Origin of the sequence: Chitinophaga sp. (assembly GCF_017745275.1) — a bacterium.
Taxonomy (GTDB): domain Bacteria; phylum Bacteroidota; class Bacteroidia; order Chitinophagales; family Chitinophagaceae; genus Chitinophaga.
Window position 1 is genome coordinate 212295 of the sequence record NZ_JAGHZS010000008.1, and the last position, 17392, is coordinate 229686.

At 44.5% G+C, this 17392-nt stretch carries 19 protein-coding genes; 1 reads left to right on the plus strand and 18 read right to left on the minus strand.

The features are described 5' to 3' along the window. Window positions 1-120: 120 nt before the first annotated feature. Entirely contained in the window at window positions 121-729 is a 609-nt protein-coding gene (locus J7623_RS24155) for a superoxide dismutase (RefSeq protein WP_291925241.1), read from the plus strand. Window positions 730-843: 114 nt separating this feature from the next. Here J7623_RS24155 and J7623_RS24160 read toward each other — a convergent pair whose 3' ends face one another. From J7623_RS24160 to gldC, 18 genes are all read right to left on the minus strand, one after another. Then, the gene (locus J7623_RS24160) at window positions 844-2235 is read right to left on the minus strand and encodes a Gfo/Idh/MocA family oxidoreductase (RefSeq protein ID WP_291925244.1); all 1392 of its coding nucleotides are present in this window, start codon (window positions 2233-2235) and stop codon (window positions 844-846) included. A gap of 179 nt (window positions 2236-2414) precedes the next feature. Continuing rightward, on the minus strand, window positions 2415-2816 hold the full coding sequence (locus tag J7623_RS24165) for a hypothetical protein (RefSeq protein WP_291925245.1): 402 nt from the start codon (window positions 2814-2816) through the stop codon (window positions 2415-2417). A gap of 251 nt (window positions 2817-3067) precedes the next feature. Further along, a complete protein-coding gene (locus J7623_RS24170; protein WP_291925247.1) occupies window positions 3068-4744 on the minus strand; it encodes a S41 family peptidase in 1677 nt (558 codons plus the stop codon). Window positions 4745-4793: 49 nt separating this feature from the next. Continuing rightward, window positions 4794-5024, minus strand: a complete 231-nt coding sequence (yidD, locus tag J7623_RS24175) for a membrane protein insertion efficiency factor YidD (RefSeq protein WP_291925249.1) — start codon at window positions 5022-5024, stop codon at window positions 4794-4796. Window positions 5025-5133: 109 nt separating this feature from the next. Continuing rightward, the gene (locus J7623_RS24180; protein ID WP_366839765.1) at window positions 5134-5529 is read right to left on the minus strand and encodes a ribonuclease P protein component; all 396 of its coding nucleotides are present in this window, start codon (window positions 5527-5529) and stop codon (window positions 5134-5136) included. Window positions 5530-5542: 13 nt separating this feature from the next. Continuing rightward, complete coding sequence (gene rpmH, locus J7623_RS24185) at window positions 5543-5698, minus strand: 50S ribosomal protein L34 (protein WP_012788729.1); 156 nt, start codon at window positions 5696-5698, stop codon at window positions 5543-5545. Between the two features lie 181 nt (window positions 5699-5879). Further along, on the minus strand, window positions 5880-6389 hold the full coding sequence (locus tag J7623_RS24190; RefSeq protein WP_291925251.1) for an OmpH family outer membrane protein: 510 nt from the start codon (window positions 6387-6389) through the stop codon (window positions 5880-5882). A 57-nt stretch (window positions 6390-6446) separates the two neighbouring features. Next, the gene (locus J7623_RS24195) at window positions 6447-6962 is read right to left on the minus strand and encodes an OmpH family outer membrane protein (protein ID WP_291925254.1); all 516 of its coding nucleotides are present in this window, start codon (window positions 6960-6962) and stop codon (window positions 6447-6449) included. 66 nt (window positions 6963-7028) lie between these two features. Then, the gene (locus J7623_RS24200) at window positions 7029-9785 is read right to left on the minus strand and encodes a POTRA domain-containing protein (RefSeq protein WP_291925256.1); all 2757 of its coding nucleotides are present in this window, start codon (window positions 9783-9785) and stop codon (window positions 7029-7031) included. After that, window positions 9766-10527 (minus strand): isoprenyl transferase, encoded by a 762-nt coding sequence (locus tag J7623_RS24205; RefSeq protein WP_291925258.1) that lies wholly within the window; start codon window positions 10525-10527, stop codon window positions 9766-9768. The genes J7623_RS24200 and J7623_RS24205 overlap by 20 nt, the downstream gene beginning before the upstream one ends. 212 nt (window positions 10528-10739) lie before the next feature. After that, window positions 10740-11603 carry a DUF6089 family protein gene (locus tag J7623_RS24210; RefSeq protein ID WP_291925259.1) on the minus strand — a complete coding sequence of 288 codons (864 nt, stop codon included), beginning with the start codon at window positions 11601-11603 and terminating at the stop codon, window positions 10740-10742. A 155-nt stretch (window positions 11604-11758) separates the two neighbouring features. Beyond that, window positions 11759-12649 carry an NAD kinase gene (locus tag J7623_RS24215; RefSeq protein ID WP_291925260.1) on the minus strand — a complete coding sequence of 297 codons (891 nt, stop codon included), beginning with the start codon at window positions 12647-12649 and terminating at the stop codon, window positions 11759-11761. 27 nt (window positions 12650-12676) lie between these two features. Beyond that, the gene (locus J7623_RS24220; protein ID WP_291925263.1) at window positions 12677-14089 is read right to left on the minus strand and encodes a POTRA domain-containing protein; all 1413 of its coding nucleotides are present in this window, start codon (window positions 14087-14089) and stop codon (window positions 12677-12679) included. A 196-nt stretch (window positions 14090-14285) separates the two neighbouring features. Then, the gene (locus J7623_RS24225) at window positions 14286-14945 is read right to left on the minus strand and encodes a CBS domain-containing protein (protein ID WP_291925265.1); all 660 of its coding nucleotides are present in this window, start codon (window positions 14943-14945) and stop codon (window positions 14286-14288) included. A 118-nt stretch (window positions 14946-15063) separates the two neighbouring features. Further along, on the minus strand, window positions 15064-15840 hold the full coding sequence (locus J7623_RS24230) for an alpha/beta hydrolase (RefSeq protein WP_291925268.1): 777 nt from the start codon (window positions 15838-15840) through the stop codon (window positions 15064-15066). Window positions 15841-15911: 71 nt separating this feature from the next. Next, complete coding sequence (locus J7623_RS24235) at window positions 15912-16454, minus strand: CvpA family protein (protein WP_291925270.1); 543 nt, start codon at window positions 16452-16454, stop codon at window positions 15912-15914. Window positions 16455-16528: 74 nt separating this feature from the next. Beyond that, window positions 16529-16981 (minus strand): GatB/YqeY domain-containing protein, encoded by a 453-nt coding sequence (locus J7623_RS24240; protein ID WP_291925271.1) that lies wholly within the window; start codon window positions 16979-16981, stop codon window positions 16529-16531. Between the two features lie 18 nt (window positions 16982-16999). Further along, window positions 17000-17347 carry a gliding motility protein GldC gene (gene gldC / locus J7623_RS24245; protein ID WP_291925272.1) on the minus strand — a complete coding sequence of 116 codons (348 nt, stop codon included), beginning with the start codon at window positions 17345-17347 and terminating at the stop codon, window positions 17000-17002. Window positions 17348-17392: the final 45 nt, after the last annotated feature.

Sequence of the window (17392 nt, forward strand, 5' to 3'; positions counted from 1 at the left end):
GCCTTAAGCGAACTAAATATCTAAATAACTAAATAATTAAATGGCTAAATTTTAACGGATTGGCAGTAAATTTGGCGACTGTCAAGAAATCATATTTTAAAACCCGTAAAAAATTGAGTTATGGCATTTACACTTCCGAGCTTACCATACGCCACTGACGCGTTAGAGCCGAATTTCGATAAATTGACAATGGAAATTCACCACGGTAAGCACCACCAGGCTTATGTAGATAATCTGAACAAAGCAATTGCAGGTACTGAAAACGAGAACAAATCACTGGAAGAGCTGGTAGCTAATGCCGGCAAAATCAGCCCTGCAGTAAGAAACAATGGCGGTGGCCACTGGAATCACAGTTTCTTCTGGACCAGCCTTGCTCCTAATGCAGGCGGCGCTCCAACCGGTAAACTGGCAGATGCTATCAACAGCGCATTCGGTTCTTTTGAAGCCTTCCAGGAAAAATTCAGCACTGCCGGCGCTACCCGCTTCGGTTCTGGCTGGGCATGGTTGCTGATTAAAGACGGCAAACTGGAAGTTTCTTCCACTCCTAACCAGGATAATCCCCTGATGGATGTTGCTGAAGTAAAAGGTACTCCAATCCTCGGCGTAGATGTATGGGAACATGCTTACTACCTGAAATACCAGAACCGTCGCCCGGAATACCTGAAAGCATTCTGGAACGTTGTTGACTGGAACGCCATTAGCAAACGCTACGAAGCAGCAGCTAAATAAGCTGAAAGCATAAAGCGAAAAGCAAAAAGCCATTGTGTAACAGATATAAGCGGATAAACGCTTTACTCTACTACACAATGGCTTTTTGCTTTTCGTTTTATGCTTTCAGCTCATCTAGGCTTTCACTTTCAGTGTTTCCGGATCCCAGTGAATGATCTTATTTTCAAAATAACTTTCATTACACAGCAATGCTGGCGCCGCAGCCCGGAAACCAAAGGTTGGGTTCTCTGCTACTTTACCACCGGTACGCATCGCGTTAAACAGGTTATAGAAGTGATCAAAGTGAGCACCTTTGTAGCCTTTCTCTGCTTCGTACACCATTTTCTCCTGTGGCAGAATCTCTGCACGATTATATACATACGTTTTACCACCAGCATTATTTGCAGCTGCATTGGCTGCTGCTAATGGATCATTCTCATCCACATGTTCGCTATTGCGATATACCGTTACTCTATCCCACTCTACAGTCATGGAGCCTTCGCTACCCACCATACGGAGGTAGTTGGTACCACCCGTACCATCTACGAAGTTCACACGAAGCGACAAGTTAAATGCAGGGTGTATCGCAGTTTCAGGATAATCAAACATACCCAGCATTACATCAGGTACTTCCCTGCCATCTTTCCAGTAACGTAAGCCACCAGTAGCCATGATCTTATTGGGACCAAGGGAGCCCGTTACCAGGTGCAAACTGGAAAACAGGTGAACGAATAAATCGCCGGAAACACCGGTGCCATAATCTTTGTAATTACGCCAGCGGAAGAAACGTAATGGGTCAAAAGCGCGCTTCGGTGCGTTTTTGAGGTAAGTATCCCAATCCACTGTTTTAGTGGACGCATCGGCAGGAATAGGATATTGCCATGCACCGGTGGGCGACATACGCGCCCAGAATCCTTCTGCATAGTTCAGCTTACCAATAGCCCCATCTTTCAGGAGTTGCCTGGCTTTTTCATTTCCCAGAGAACTCATCCCCTGGCTGCCTACCTGGTAAACTACTTTCCCGTTGCGCGCCTGCGCTTCCACTACTGCAGGCCCTTCACTGATATCATGTACCATCGGCTTTTCGCAATACACCGATTTTCCTTTGTTCATAGCGGCTACCGAAATTTCCTTATGCCAGAAGTCCGGTACGGCAATGATAACAGCATCAATATCTTTACGATCCAGGATATCCTGGTAACTACGGGTAGTATATATGTCGTTACCCCATTTCTTCTTTGCGTCTGCTAACCGGCCATCATACAAATCACAGGCGGCAATCAGTTTTACACCAGGCACAGTGATCGCAGTATTGGCATCTGCGGTACCCATGTTACCTGCACCTATCAGCGCAATCTGAATCTGGTCGTTTGCACTGTACTTTTCCCTCAACCGGGAAAGCGACTGAATATTTCTTTGTCTGTCAGCAGCAGTCAGAATGCTCGGTAGCAGCGATGCGCCTACTACACCTTTGGCAAACTTGCTGAGAAAGGCCCGGCGAGAGTCTTCATTGGAATTTACTGGCATGATTTAACCTTTTTTTAGGTTGTAAATGATAACTGTTTCTTATTCACTGAGATTCTCAAAATAAAAACAATAAACCGGAATTCATAATTTATGTATAAAACACAGCCACACCAACATCATTAAAGCGCCGATGCTTTTAACAATGCTGACGTGGCTGATCAGTGAATGCAAAATTTCGCTTACTGTACTTTTACTTTCTGGCGCCAAACAGTTTGGCTGGTAACACCATCACTCAATACCAGGCTGGCAACGTAAGATGTGCCCGAGGTGTAATCTTCAATCCACATCGCAGGGCTGGTGAGATCAGAGATAAACATGGCCGGGCTGGAGTTCACCGGCTGAAATACCCACTGGTAGGTACATCCGGGCACATTGTCTGCATAAAAATTATAATAGGGCTCTGCGGCATCCAGTATTAAAAAGCCCTGTGATACGGCTGGAGCAGGAATAATACTCACATTTACCTGTGCAGGAATGGTACGGGCCTGTACTTCTTCGGCCAACGGGGCTACCTGCTTTTCCTGTGCATAGATACCGGTAAAGCATAAGAGGCTGCCAAATAATAAAATCATTGTTTTCATTGTATCTGTTTTTGGGTTTAAAATGAATCTGAGTTGTCATCTCCCTACAAACAATATTCACCGGGTCGGATAGCAGGGGCACTTGTGAGGATAAAAGGAAGTCCCACATGAGAGGACTTCCTTGTTGATATCAATATTCTTCGTTGTCAGGTAATAGCTTAAGATCGGGATCTGTGTGGGTTTGTGGTACGGCCAGCAGGTATAATTTATCATACCAGGTGTACTAAAACTTTTGATAAAAAAGTGATCCGTTATTGTTTTGCAACGGATAACAGCTGCTTATACTTCGCCGGGTTACGCAGGAGATCTATGGCGGTATTCACCTCATTGTCCCAGTCCAGTGACTTGATAATACGGCCTTTCTGCAAATAATAGCGATTCACGATCTCTTCTTCCAGCAAGCGTTTGATCTCTTCTTTATTCTTCAGCAGGTCCTGTTTCTTATCATGCTTCATTTTGGTTTCCAGCGTTTCCAGTTCCTGCGCAATAGCATCGTAATATTTTTCTTTTTTTGCGGTGGTTTTGAAAGCGTCTAACGCATCTTCACTACGGGTTTTATAGCTGTAGTCTTTGTTATCGAGGTAGCGTTCAAAATCTTCAAACTCAGCATCAGTAAGCCGGAAGCTACCAGCAGCCGCTATTTTCGGGTGACTGTAATAATAGTTGGTTGCATAGTCGAAGATAAATTGCTTGCGGATAAGGGTAATGGCTACCTGGCTGATATAGGTAGGATCTACTTTAGCATCTGGTTCTATCCCGCCGCCATCTTTTACGGATCTGCCACCAATAGTGGTAAATGATTTCCGGAGAGAATCCGGCACATAGTCCACACCGCCATCTTCATTTCGGTGCGAGTAATCGATCGCTTGTATACAGCGGCCACTTGGCGTATAATATTTTGCGGTGGTTACTTTCAACTTGGTATTATAAGGCAACTGGCGGGTAGTTTGCACCAGTCCCTTTCCATAGGAGCGCTGACCTATTACGAGGCCGCGATCCAGGTCCTGGATGCTGCCTGCCACAATTTCTGAAGCTGATGCAGAAGAGTGGTTGGTTAGTACCGCCAAAGGGAGGCGGACATCTACCGGTTGCTCAGACGTTTCATAGCTACGGTCCCAGTTTTTCACCTTTCCGCGGGTGCTGACGATCAACCTGTTCTTGTCTACAAAAATATTGGCTACTACAACAGCCTCATCCAGCAGGCCGCCGGGGTTGCCGCGCAGGTCAAGGATCATCCCTTTCAGTGCCGGGTTGGATTGCCGCAGTTGCTCTACAGCACGACGTACCATGGCACCGCTGTTTTCGGTAAACTGGGTCATTTTTATGTACCCGATATCATTCTTCACAATACCGGAATAGCTAACAGCTTTTACATTAATTTCTTCGCGGATAATTTTCTTTGGCGTTTCCACTCCGGTGAGGGGATTTCTGAATACCATATTTAGCGGGGTACCTGCGGCGCCTTTCAGTTGCCTGCTTACTTCTTCCTGTGGTACATTTTTAGTGGATTTGCCATCCATACTCACAATAATATCACCCGGTTTTACGCCGGCTTTATCCATGGGGCTGCCTTCATAAACGTCGGTGATAGCTGTCCATTCGCCGTTGGTGTTGATGGAAGCGCCTACACCACCGTATTTACCGGTGGCCATAAATTTGAGGTCGTCCAGGTTTTCTTCGGAAACGAAGTCGGTAAATGGATCTGTTTCTTCAAGCATGGCTTCAATGCCTTTGCGCATCACTTTTTCGGGCGGTAGGTCATCTACGTAGTAAGTGTTCAGTTCCCGGTAGAAAGCGGCGAATATGTCCAGGTTTTTGGCAATCTGGAAATATCTGTCGTTTTCATTGAAAGCAAAGATGCCTGCTGCTGTAATGAGTAACAACAGTGCTGCTGTCAGTTTCTTTCTTTTATTAAAAAACGCACGCATGCAAGAATGTATAAGATGAATGATAGTAGTTGGCAACCGGTAGCACTGTTCAGGGAACCGGATCGTATCCATGTCCTCCCCAGGGATGACAGGACAATATACGCTTTATGGTGAGATAGCCACCTTTGAGTGGACCATATTTTTTAAATGCTTCGAGGCCATATTGCGAGCAGGTGGGGGTATAACGACATTTACTGCCCAATAAGGGAGATATAAACCATTGATAGATTTTTATCAGAAAGATAAATGGATAAGCCAACCAGCGCACAACACGGGACATAGATCGAATATTTAAATTAGCCAAAAGCAGAAAGCACAAAGCTATTGTAGCGAATGAACATAGCGTATTAATATTCGCGAGGGGCACTTGCTACAATAGCTTTGTGCTTTCAGCTTTCTGCCTTCTGCAGTTTCCTTAAAATTACCGAAATTTTATCTTGCACCACAGAAAAGGGGGCTATTTTTTTGTCGGTGTAGATGAGGAAAACGGCGAGCTGCCGGGATTCCGACCGGAGATGGTCGTATAATTCCTGTTTTTGGAGGCGCCAGGCTTCACGGCCCAGGCGTTTGATGCGGTTACGGTCTACCGCATGGGGAAAGCGGCGGGTAGTAGCGCTAAATCCTACCTGCACGGGATATTTGCATGGCCCTGGGAGGGGCATGTATACCACGCGGTACGGAAAAACAGAAAACGCTTTTCCTTCACGAAAAAGCGTTTCAATAAGTTTTCTGCTTTTTAACCTTTCTTCCTTTTTAAAAGAATAAGTTTTTATGGCAAATAGTATTTAGCTACTATAATTATTTCAGCTTACGCTCGTCAGAAACAGTCAGCTTCTTACGACCTTTTGCTCTACGGGAAGCCAATACCTTACGGCCATTAGCAGTTTCCATTCTCTTTCTGAAGCCGTGAACGCTCTTTCTGCGTCTGTTATGCGGTTGAAAAGTACGTTTCATTTCTTTTTTTTGTTTTTACCTGTACTATACTAGAACTCCCGAATTAAAGTATACTGTTTTTTAAAACGGAAGGCAAAGGTAGCAGAAAATATTTAGAAAGTAAAATTAAAATCTCAAATTCTTAAATGTAAAGGTGGAATGCAGTACCAGCCGCATTCCACCTTTACATTAAAAAAGTTAATTATTTAACGCCCAGTTTAGTCTTAACAGCAGCGAGGATATCGTCAGCAGCAGGGGAAACCAGCAGCATACCAGCAGAGCTGTCGATTACATAACCGTAACCTTTTTCTTTTGCTACATCTTCGATGGCTTTGCGGGCTTTATCGTAGATAGGTTTCAGCAGTTCCTGTTGTTTAGCCTGTACTTTTTGTTCAGCAGCTTCGCGGTAGTCCTGGATACGTTTCTGTGCGTCCTGGATTTCACGACCTTTAATTTCTTTCATATTATCGGTCATAGTAGCAGCCTTGTCGTCGAACTCCTTCATTTTCTTTGTGTACTCATCCACCATAGTTTTACCCTCACCTTCCAGGCTTTGAGCAAAAGTCTGCAGATCAGTTTCTGCCTTTTTAGCTTCCGGCATGCTGGCTACCAGTGCCTGCGCATTGATATGAGCGACTTTGGATTGTGCCATTGCATTCACGCTGAACAAACCGGTAACCGCCACAAAAGCAATAATTACGTACTTCTTCATGATGTTGTCTGTGTTTAAAAAAATTTAAATACTTATAGTTAAAAAATAGGTACACGATTACTTCTTTACCCCAAGGGATTTCAGAATCTCTTCACTCTTATCCAGCTTGGGATCAGAGAAAATAACGGTGGCACCTGCGGCCTTGTCCAGCACAAAATCAAACATCCTGCTGGCAGACAGTTTCTGCACGGCATTGTAGATCCTGTCCTGGATTGGTTTTACCAGCTCTTCCCTTTTTTTGAAAAGATCGCCTTCATAACCAAAACGCTTCTTCTGCAAATCCTTTGCCTCTTTTTCTCTGGCTACAATCTCATCCTCTCTTTTACGCTTTAGCTCTTCTGTTAACATCACCTGTTCGGCCTGATAAGACTTGTACATCTTATCCACTTCCTGGAATTTCGCATCAATCTCCTTCTGCCACTGTTCAGCAACAGCATCCAGTTTCTTCTGCGATTCCTTGTACTCCGGAATACTTTCCAGTATATATTTTGTATCTATCACACAATAGCGCTGTGCACTTGCTGCACCGCCCATAGCCAATACAATAGCAGCTGTAATAAATATTTTTTTCATGCTACAATAGATTTTTTGCAAAACCAAGACAACGGTTAAACTTGCAATATATAATTTATTTTCACATTATTCTGGTTCAAAGCCGAGCATAAAGGTAAACTTAGCCGCATCCTTCAGACCACCACCCGGTGTAAGACGATCAAACCCAACACCGTAGTCAAATCCAAGCAATCCGAACATAGGCAGGTAGAAACGCATACCTATACCGGCAGAACGACGTAAACGGAACGGATTGTACTCATTCAGATCCTTATAACCATTCGCTGCTTCCAGGAAAGCCAAACCAAAGATGGTGGAACTTGGATTCAGACTGAACGGATACCGCAGTTCCATCACAAACTTATTAAATACCGTGAATCCGGAATAGTTGGCTGGTTGGCCATTTTCAGGATTGATACTTGGATCGGAAGTATAATACACCGGATAACCTCTCTGGGAAATGATATCACGGTCATAAATCGCAAAGTTACTCAAACCATCACCGCCCATTTCAAACCGGCCAAAAGGCGACAAAGTAGTGCGGCTGTTATAACGACCAATATAACCAAATTTAGCCGCTACTTTCAACACAAAGGTTTTGTTATCGCTACCCATTGGTTTGCTTAAAGGCACATACCATTCTGCGTTAAAGCGATACTTCTGGTACTCGATAAAATTAAACTGCTTGGAAGGAGACTCTTTGGAGTAGTCCTTATCAGGATTGAATAAAGAGTAGGGTGGCGTATACTGCGCAGATAACATGAAGTTGGAACCACTACGCGGGAAAATCTGCTGATCCACAGAAGACCTTGCCAGCGTGAGTTTTACGTTCACGTTATTGGAAGTACCACTTTCAAAACCAGGAATACCAAAGTAGTTATAGTTCTTCAGTTTATACTGTTGATAGTTCAAAGAGTAAATCAGGGTGAAATAGTCATCCGGCCATTTCAACTGTTTACCCAATGATACAGACGCACCCAATACTTTAAAGTGACCATCCGTAGATCTGCTGGTATCACCAGGCAGTTTGTAATAATCATTGTAAGCGTATGGATTCTGGTAGCTGCTATAGAAGCTTACAGAAAACTGGTTCCTCTTTTTACCACCCAGCCATGGCTCAGTGAAAGAGAAGTTATAGGAACGGTAAGCTTTACCATTGGAAGACACACGAACAGAGAGTTTCTGTCCATCGCCACTTGGTAACGGATCCCAGGTTTCCTTTCTGAAGATATTACGTAAAGAGAAGTTATTGAAGGTTACACCGAGGGTACCGGTTAAACCGATATAACCACCCCAACCGGCCGACAGTTCCAGCTGGTCATTGGCTTTTTCTTCTACGGTATAGTCAATATCCACGGTACCATCCTGAACGTTAGGCACCGGGTTCATCCCGATTTTTTCCGGGTTGAAGAAGCCGAGGTTGGCAATCTCACGGTTAGAACGGATCAGATCCTGGCGGCTGAATTTTTCACCAGGGATGGTGCGCAGCTCACGACGGATCACGTGTTCGTTGGTTTTTTCGTTACCGGCAATGCGTACTTCCTTGATGGTAGCCTGCGGGCCTTCACGCAAACGGATTTCGTAGTCGATAGTATCGCCACGGATACCGATTTCTACCGGGTCAATCTGGAAGAACAGGTAACCATAGTCCATGTAGTAGCCACTGATATCGCCACCTTCCTGAGACATTTGTTTACCGATTCTTTTTTCCAGCAGTTCCAGGTTATAGACATCACCTTTTTTGATGCCGAGAATACGGGTCAATACAGAGTCGCTATAACGGGTATTTCCTTTCCAGGTGATATCACCGAAATAATATTTTTTCCCTTCGGAGATCTGCATATCAATATTCAGATTCTTCTCACGGGATTTATAGGTAGTGTCGCGTACAATAACAGCATCCCTGTAACCTTTGGAGTTATAGAGGCCTACCACTTTAGCTTTATCTTCCAGGTACTTGTTTTCATTAAACTTGGCAGAGCTGAAGAGTTTAAAGCGGAAATAAGGATCCAGCTTATCAAGAGCGCGTGTAGGCTGCAGGAAACCATAGGTTTGCCAGAAATCATCTGGTGCTGCCAGGGAGTCTACATATACGTGTTCATTATCAGGATGCAGGGTAAAGCGGGAACGCTCTTTGGTGCCCTTCATTCTCTTCTTGATTTTGGCATCTGGCACATTGTAGTTACCTACGATATTGATATTCTCAATACGTACTTTATTTCCTTTGGTAACATAGAAGATGACGTGCCGGGAGTTTACCTGGCCGCTATCTGCTCTTTCTTCTATTCTCACGGTAGCATTACCAAACCCTTTATCTGCATAGAATTTATGTACTACGCCAATCACGTTTTGTTTCATGGCCTGGGTAATTACACTTCCTTTACGCAGGGTGGCTTTGGTAGCAATATCGTCGCCTTCTGTTTTCTTGATGCCTTTGAAGGAGAAAGACGACATACGGGGCATTTCGGTTAATCCGATTTCCAGCCAGATTTTATTGTCTTCAATTTTTGTTACATAGATGGTAACATCCGCAAACAATCTTTGTGACCAAAGGCTTTGAATGGCTTTGGTGAACTGGTCTCCCCCGGGGTAAGTTACCTTATCCCCTACGCTGAGGCCGGAGAGGGACAGCAGCAATGATTTATCCAGGTATTGGGTCCCAGCAACGGTAATATCTGCAATTTCGTACTGTTGCGGATTACCCATGCTAATAGGAGAAACGGCCGGCGGGTTAGCAGGAGGCTGCGTGGGGGGCACGGTATCTTTTTGCTGAGCGGATACACGAATGCCTGCACTGCAACATAATGCTATAGCCAGAAGGCCCTTAGGAAATAATTTCTTCATTCTGCTGAATTTGATCGCTTGTTTTGCCAAAGCGCCGTTCTCTGGTTTGGTAATTTAAGATGGCTTGGTAAAGATGTTCATTGCGGAAATCCGGCCAACGGGTATCTGTAAAATACAGTTCTGCGTAGGCCAGCTGATATAGTAGAAAATTACTGATCCTGCATTCTCCACTGGTACGAATCATTAACTCAGGGTCTGGCAAGCCGGCAGTACAGAGATATTTGTCCCATACTTCAGGCGTTACCGCGGCAGGGTCCAGGGCTCCATTTTTTGCGTCCAGGGCTATTTTCCTGGCGGCATTCACGATTTCCCACCTGGCACTATAGCTAAGTGCCATAATGAGGTTAAGACCGGTATTTGGGCTGGTAAGCGCAATAGCCTCCTCCATTTCCCGCTGAGCCTGCGGCGGCAACATATCCATGTCGCCAATCACACTCAAACGGATGTTATTTTTTGATAACGTATTCACTTCCATCCGGATAGTGTTTACGAGTAATTCCATGATGCCATTTACTTCATATACGGGGCGGTCCCAGTTTTCAGTAGAAAAGGCGTATAAGGTCAGATAACCTATTCCAAGTTCTGCACAGGTCTCCACTATATTTCGCACGCTTTCTACCCCCTCGTGGTGCCCATACAGCCTGTCTTGACCCCGCTCTTTTGCCCAACGGCCGTTCCCGTCCATGATAATGGCTATATGGCGCGGTAACCGTTGTAAGTCCAATTTATCCTTCAAGCTCATTTGTGTCAGGCGTATTATAACAGATTATTTCCTAAAAGGGTGCAAAGATACAAAAATAGAGTAATGACTTTTTTGGCAAAGCCTAAGAAGTTGTTTTAACGTAGTTTTAACAGCGGAGTCAATACCAGTGGGGATCTTAGCAATTTCGGAGAGTTTTCCGGGCGGTTCGCAGGCATGGAAAGCCTGCCGGCAGAAAGTATTTTCTTCTTAAATCAAAATTTACAGTTGTAAGAAGTAAAAAGAATGCTGATCGTGAGCTCGATAGTTACGTATTGGTCCTTATCCCGGCTATTGCCGCGCTGACGGCCCGTTACACCTATAGGCGTGCCATATACTCCCGACCGGTCCTGCAATTGCATGGCTACAGACGGCTGACCATTGGCCAGCACCGGAAAAGCCGCCGGACCTGCATAAGTACTACTTACGTCGTCCAGATAATCTGTTTGGGTGAAGCGATACAGCGCTTCCAGCCCCACATTCACTTTTTTGGAGATATTATACTTAAAGCCCCCTCCTATTAACCAGGCATAAGATACCAGGCTATAAGGCTTACGGGCCGGATACAGCGCTGTTCCCTGCCCTTCCGTACGTATGGGCTGTAAAAAATATTTTTGCCCGTTCAGGTAAGTGTAGGGATTAAAATAAAAAATACTGGCGCCACCGGTCAAATATGGTGAAAATCGCTCATGCAAACTCCCCGGTTCAAACCGGAAGAAGTTAAAATCGCCCTGCAATGCCAATTCAAACAAATTTGTATTGAAACTGAGGTTACGAAGGCGCTGAAACTCATTTTTATTGTACACGTCAGAATAACCCAGCTGCATATACCGGGCATGTACCCGTGCTCCCACATAATCATTCAGGTACTTTCTATAGTATATCCCCACAGCAGGCTTCAGCGTATTCAACGCCCCCCGGGTGTTCAGATCCCCAAAATATTGCGCCCCGCCAACAGATAAACCCAATTCCCCTACATACGACAATTCATTCTGCGCCATTACCCGTTGAGCAAACAGACCACCTGTTGCCAGCAATAATAGAGTGATGTATTTTAGATATAGAAAAGGTTTCAGCATAAAATCAGTCCTACTTAAACGCTAAAATGCCGGATTTATTTAATGTATAGCCGATGATTATGCTTACTGCGTAGTCCTCTTTCCATCCACAGGCATAATTGATGTTACAATCAGCAGGCAATATATTTGTAAATGTAACAATATATTTTACATTTCTATATTTTAATCGTGTTCCGTGCATCTATCCCCCATAACAATTTGTTACGCAGGGTATGCAGGAAGTTGCTGTCGTCCAGGCGCAATAAGCTTAGTTTAAATTCTTCCTTTTTAACAGCCAGCTGCACGGTATTATCGATGGTTTCCATACGACTATCCAGCGTACACAGGAACTGATCACTACGGCCCTCTACTTCAAAAGAAATGATATTGTTATTGGGAACAATGATAGGCCGAACATTGAGGTTATGCGGCGCCACCGGGGTAATCACAAAATTGCCGGCATCCGGGAATACAATAGGGCCCCCGCAACTTAAAGAATATCCGGTAGAACCGGTAGGGGTAGCCACAATCAACCCATCTGCCCAATAGGTATTCAGAAATTCGCCGTTCAGGTAAGTATGAATCTTTACCATGGCGGAAGTATCTTTCTTATGGATTGTAAACTCATTCAGGGCATAAGGTACATCGCCGAACAAAGGAATATTGGCATCCAGGTGCAACAGCGACCGCTGATCTACCACATAAGTGCGGTTCAGCAGGGCCTGCACTAAAGCATAAATTTCTTCCTTACCTATACTGGCCAGGAAACCAAGCCGTCCGAAATTAATCCCGATCACTGGTATGTTGGTATCACGTACATAGCAAACCGTATCCAGCAAGGTTCCATCTCCCCCTAAACTCATCAGGAAGTCAATTTTCCCCGGCAAATCTTCTGCAGAACTGAATAAAGGCGGCACACTGTCAAAAGGAATGTGCTGCTGAAGCGTGCGATAAAAAGGCTCGTAAATAATGGCTTCAATTTCTGCCCGCTGCAATTCCTCCAGCAATAAGCGGATGTTTGCAATATCTTCTGTAATAAATCCCCGGCTATATAGTGCTACATGCATTCAGTGTTTCTTTTAAATGGTTCTTCCTCACATATCTACGCTCGTGTGTAAAAATAGGCCTTTTTGCCCTAACTGGTTAAAGCTGTACTCAATCCGTAGACAGGTATCATAGAAAGAAACGATATCTATTCCTATGCCACTGGTGTATAGCATCCGGTTGTTAAGCGTACCATTCCCGGGAAATTTACTATAGGCATAACCCGCGTCACCAAAGGCTTTGGCGAAGATGCGTACCGGAACGGTATTGAACTTTTTCGGCACAATGGGCAATTTAACCTTGAAAGACACCAATTCCTGGCGGAGTGTGGATTTCAGCACCGCAAAGCTGGTACCATCTATCACATAGTATTCAAGGCCTCTGAGGTAGTCATCACCGTAGCCCAGCGCCTGCTGGTTAATATAAGGTTGATCATTGGAGAACCGTGCCTGGCTGCGCACACCAAGCGCTGCAAACGTTTTGGGCCGTAGCTCCCAATATTTGGCCATATTCAGCCGGATATGTACATCATTAACGTCGTTCCAGGGGCCCAGCCCTTTCTTACCCACTTCTGCCACCAGGTTAAATCCTTTGAGGGGATATACCCAGCTATCGGCTTTGATATAGGTTAAACGATAGGTAATATCCAGAAAACTGATGTGGGTACGTCCTTTCCCCAGATAGTTTGGATTCAGGATAGCCACAGAATCTGCTACTTTCTCATAGTTGTAATTTACAAATACCTGGTGCCTGGTATTGATGGCTTTGCGATAACTATAGTTAAGTCCCACCACATACACCTGACGCAGGAACTCATCCTTTCGGAAAAAATGTTGCTTATTGAAGTTAGTACTATCATTCACCTCACGGTTACGCTTATAGGAAGCTAGGATACCTATACCATGACGAAAATGTTTGTCGATATAAGGCAGGTTGTATTGCAACGCAAATCTTTGGGTATAACCGAACTGTAACGAGGCACTGAGTGCATCATTACGACCGGTGAGGTTCTCCTGGGTACCGCTAACGCCTATATTAACGCGGTCGAGGCTGTGTTTTTTCTCCACCCACCATTGATTAAAGTTTCGGTCCGCCAGTTTAAAGATGGGAAAGGCAAAGGTGTACCAGCGTTCCCATACTTCAAATACGAGGTCAGCATTGTCGCCATCCCAGTTTTTGATATTGGCGGTAACATTCAGAAAAAGAGAGGTATTGAGCAGTTGTTTTCTTCTTTCCTCCAGGGTAGCGGAGAGATCGCGGAGATAAATGGTATCACCGGGCACCGTACTGATTTCCCGCAGGATGACGGAGGTACGGGTTTGTTTATTACCGGTAACGATGATATTACGTACAACGAGATAGCCCCCATTTGTTGCAGGCGCAGCTTGACCTTCCGCATTTTCCGGTAACACAATTCCCAACAGGCAGCACATCGCCAGCAGGAGGTAACAGCGTCTCAGCATGTAGGTTTTGTAAAATTTAAAAAAGTGTTGACAATATCCAAATATAATAAAAAGCAGTATGCGGAACAGTGCCTACCGGAATTCCTGTTTTCCTGTTAACCATAAAATAAAAAATAGCGAAGATAGATGCAGCTATACCTGCATCTATCTTCGCTAATCATTATAAATCTAACAAAATAAAATCGGTGTGGGAGAACTACATACTGATATAATTCATGAGCAGGTCGTAGTTCTTTTTAAGTAATTCTTCTTCCGGTTCTTCTGCGAAAATGTATTTAATCACGTAGTTAAACCTTTCAAAGGTGGCTACCAGGCCATGTAGTTCCTGTCTGTTTGTTTTCAGTACCACTTCCAGTTTTCCGGTAGCGGGGTTGGTGATGGTATGGACGCTCAGCAGGGTTACATCATTTGATTCTGCAATGCGGGCAATTTCGCTGAGGGCATAGTCGCGCGGATCTACTTCAAATGAGATAATACCGCCGGGTTCCTTTACGCCGTTGTATCGTGCCAATGCTGCCAGGAGATTGTCTTTCGTAATGATACCGAGGTATTCATTTTCTTTAGTGACTACCGGCAGGGCAGATAATTTAAAATCGTAAAAAAGCTTCAGCGCTTCAAACAGGTGGGCATATTCCATGACAGCCGGGCGGGAGTTTCCGTACGCTGTGGATTCCAGCGGTACATCAGGGTCTTCGAGATCCATGATCTCGTCTTCCTCCACCAGGGCCAGGTATTTGCTATCCACTACCATTGGTAGTTGCGTCAGATGATATTCATTCATCAAACGCAGCGCCTTTGCTCCTGTATCCGAAGGATGCAGGACAGGTACTGATGATATGAGTTCTCTGGCAATCATGTGTCGCGTATTCTTACACAAGAATACGAAAGAATATGCCAACAGAAAAAGAAATTACATGTACGCAAAATCACTGCACCTTTTGGTACAGTCATCCGACAACCGGGTAAAGGCTGTTTTAACTGGCAGGTTGATGCTTCAGCTTCTCCAGGAAAGTATGCAGAATTTTGTTGAACTCGTCGGGTACTTCCATCATAGGAGCGTGGCCGCATTTGTCAATAAACTGCAGCTCAGAATTAGGTATCAGCTTTTTAAATTCTTCTCCGACCATGGGTGGTGTTACGGTATCATTCATACCCCAGATCAGCAAAGTTGGTTGTTTGATATCTTTTAGCTCATCGCCCAGGTTGTGGCGGATAGCAGATTTAGCCAGTGTGATAATTTTAATCACTTTCAGGCGATTGTTCACTATTTCAAACATCTCGTCTACCAGTTCTTTGGTAGCGATTTTCGGATCGTAAAAAGTAAGTTCTGCTTTTTTGCGGATGTACTCGTAGTCACCGCGTTTAGGATAGGTTTCGCCCATTCCATTTTCGAACAAGCCGGAACTGCCGGTCAGGGTCAGCGATTTGATAGGCGCTTCAGGGTGTTTCAGCAGGTATACCAATGCCACATGACCTCCGAGTGAATTGCCCAGCAGGTTTACATCTTTGTATCCCCTGGCTTCAATAAACTTATGCACGTATTTGGCTAATCCCCCTACCGATGTTTCCAGGATGTTTAAATCGTACAGGGGTAACATCGGGATTACCACTTTGTTATACTGCTTGAAAAATTCGATCATGTGCGAGAAATTGCTCAAAGCACCAAACAGTCCATGCAATAATACCAGTGGTTCTCCTTCTCCTTCTTCTATGAAATTAAACTTACCCTGTGTTTTGATTTCGTAATCCATTGCCAAATCTTGAAAGTCAATTTTACGCTAAAATAATTCTTTTTATTAATCTAAATAATCTTTGAAACGAGTTATCCAGGTTGAATATGCCGGGCCGTTGTCTCGAAAAAAGATTCCAGTTGGGCAAACATATTCTTAAAAACCGGGATCACTGTTCCCATATGATCCAATACCCACGGGCCAATATTCTCTATATACGGATACACAATAGATTGGGCCTTGGTTTCAGGACTCAGCCAGTATACCTGGTTGGCCATCCACAACATTACACTATAAATTATTATAAATATAACGCTATACAACAGTATTCCACCCAATTTATTCAGCCAGCCCAACATCACGGCTTCTACCAGCTTCTGTAACATCCCTGCTCCCAGCCTTACCAACAGGATTACTCCAAGGAACAGGCAAATAAAGCAAAGCACCGGTACCCAACGGGAATGCATATCCCAATGCTGCTGTACATATAGGGCGGTAACTGCTGATAATTTCAGGGCAGCTGCCAATCCCAGTATCGCCGCTACCAACGAAAACAAGGCTACTATCAATCCACGGGTATACCCCCTGTAAAGGGCAAACACCATGATGATAGCGAAAATAATGTCTATAGGCATGATAGAGCTATAGGAGCCGGTATTTTTTGAGGAAAAGTCTTTCTCCCTCAAAAAATAGCCTGGCTCCTGTCAGATTACTTACTAAGCAGTTCTTTTACGAGCGCGGAAATAGCCTTTCCATCGGCTTTACCAGCCAGTTGTTTGGTGGCAACGCCCATTACTTTCCCCATATCGGCGGCAGAACTGGCGCCAGTAGAAGCAATAATATCTGTAATGGCTGTACGTAATTCGCCTTCGCTCATTTGTTTGGGCAGGAAGCGCTCAATTACCACCAACTCCTCTTCTTCTTTTACAGCAAGGTCTTCACGGTTCTGGGTACGGAAAATTTCGAGGGAATCCTTTCTTTGCTTGGCCAGCTTCTGCAAAAGCTTTGCTTCGTCAGCAGCAGTCAGTTCTCCACTAGCTCCTTCCGCTGTTTTAGCTACTAAAATAGCAGCCTTGATAGCACGCAGCGCACGCAGATCAGCTTCTTTTTTACCCAGCATCGCAGCTTTAATCTCTGCGTTGATATTTAATTCTAATGACATATGGTAAGGTTTAATGGATTATTGTCCTTCAGCAGCCTGCTTATCCTGGAACTTCTTGAAGAAGTCTTTGGCAAAAGCCCGCATATCGTCTGCCTGATCTTTATAAGGAGTAGCCCTGGAATAGGTATCTGCCATGGTCATCATGGTCTGAAAGAAGAAATCCGCCATTTCATCTACCATCATATCCTTTGTCCACAAGTCAATGCGGAGAGCCGCCCTTTCAGCCGGATCCCAGAAAGATACGATCATCCCCTTGGCTTTGATCATTTTTCCATCTTTATTATCGGTAGCGCTCCATTCTATTGATTCGGGCACCTTCTGGTCGTCCAGTCCAACCTGGATCTTTATAGTAGATGTTGTACTCATGTTTATCGATTAAAGCGCAAATTTAGCCATCATTTACTGATTTTC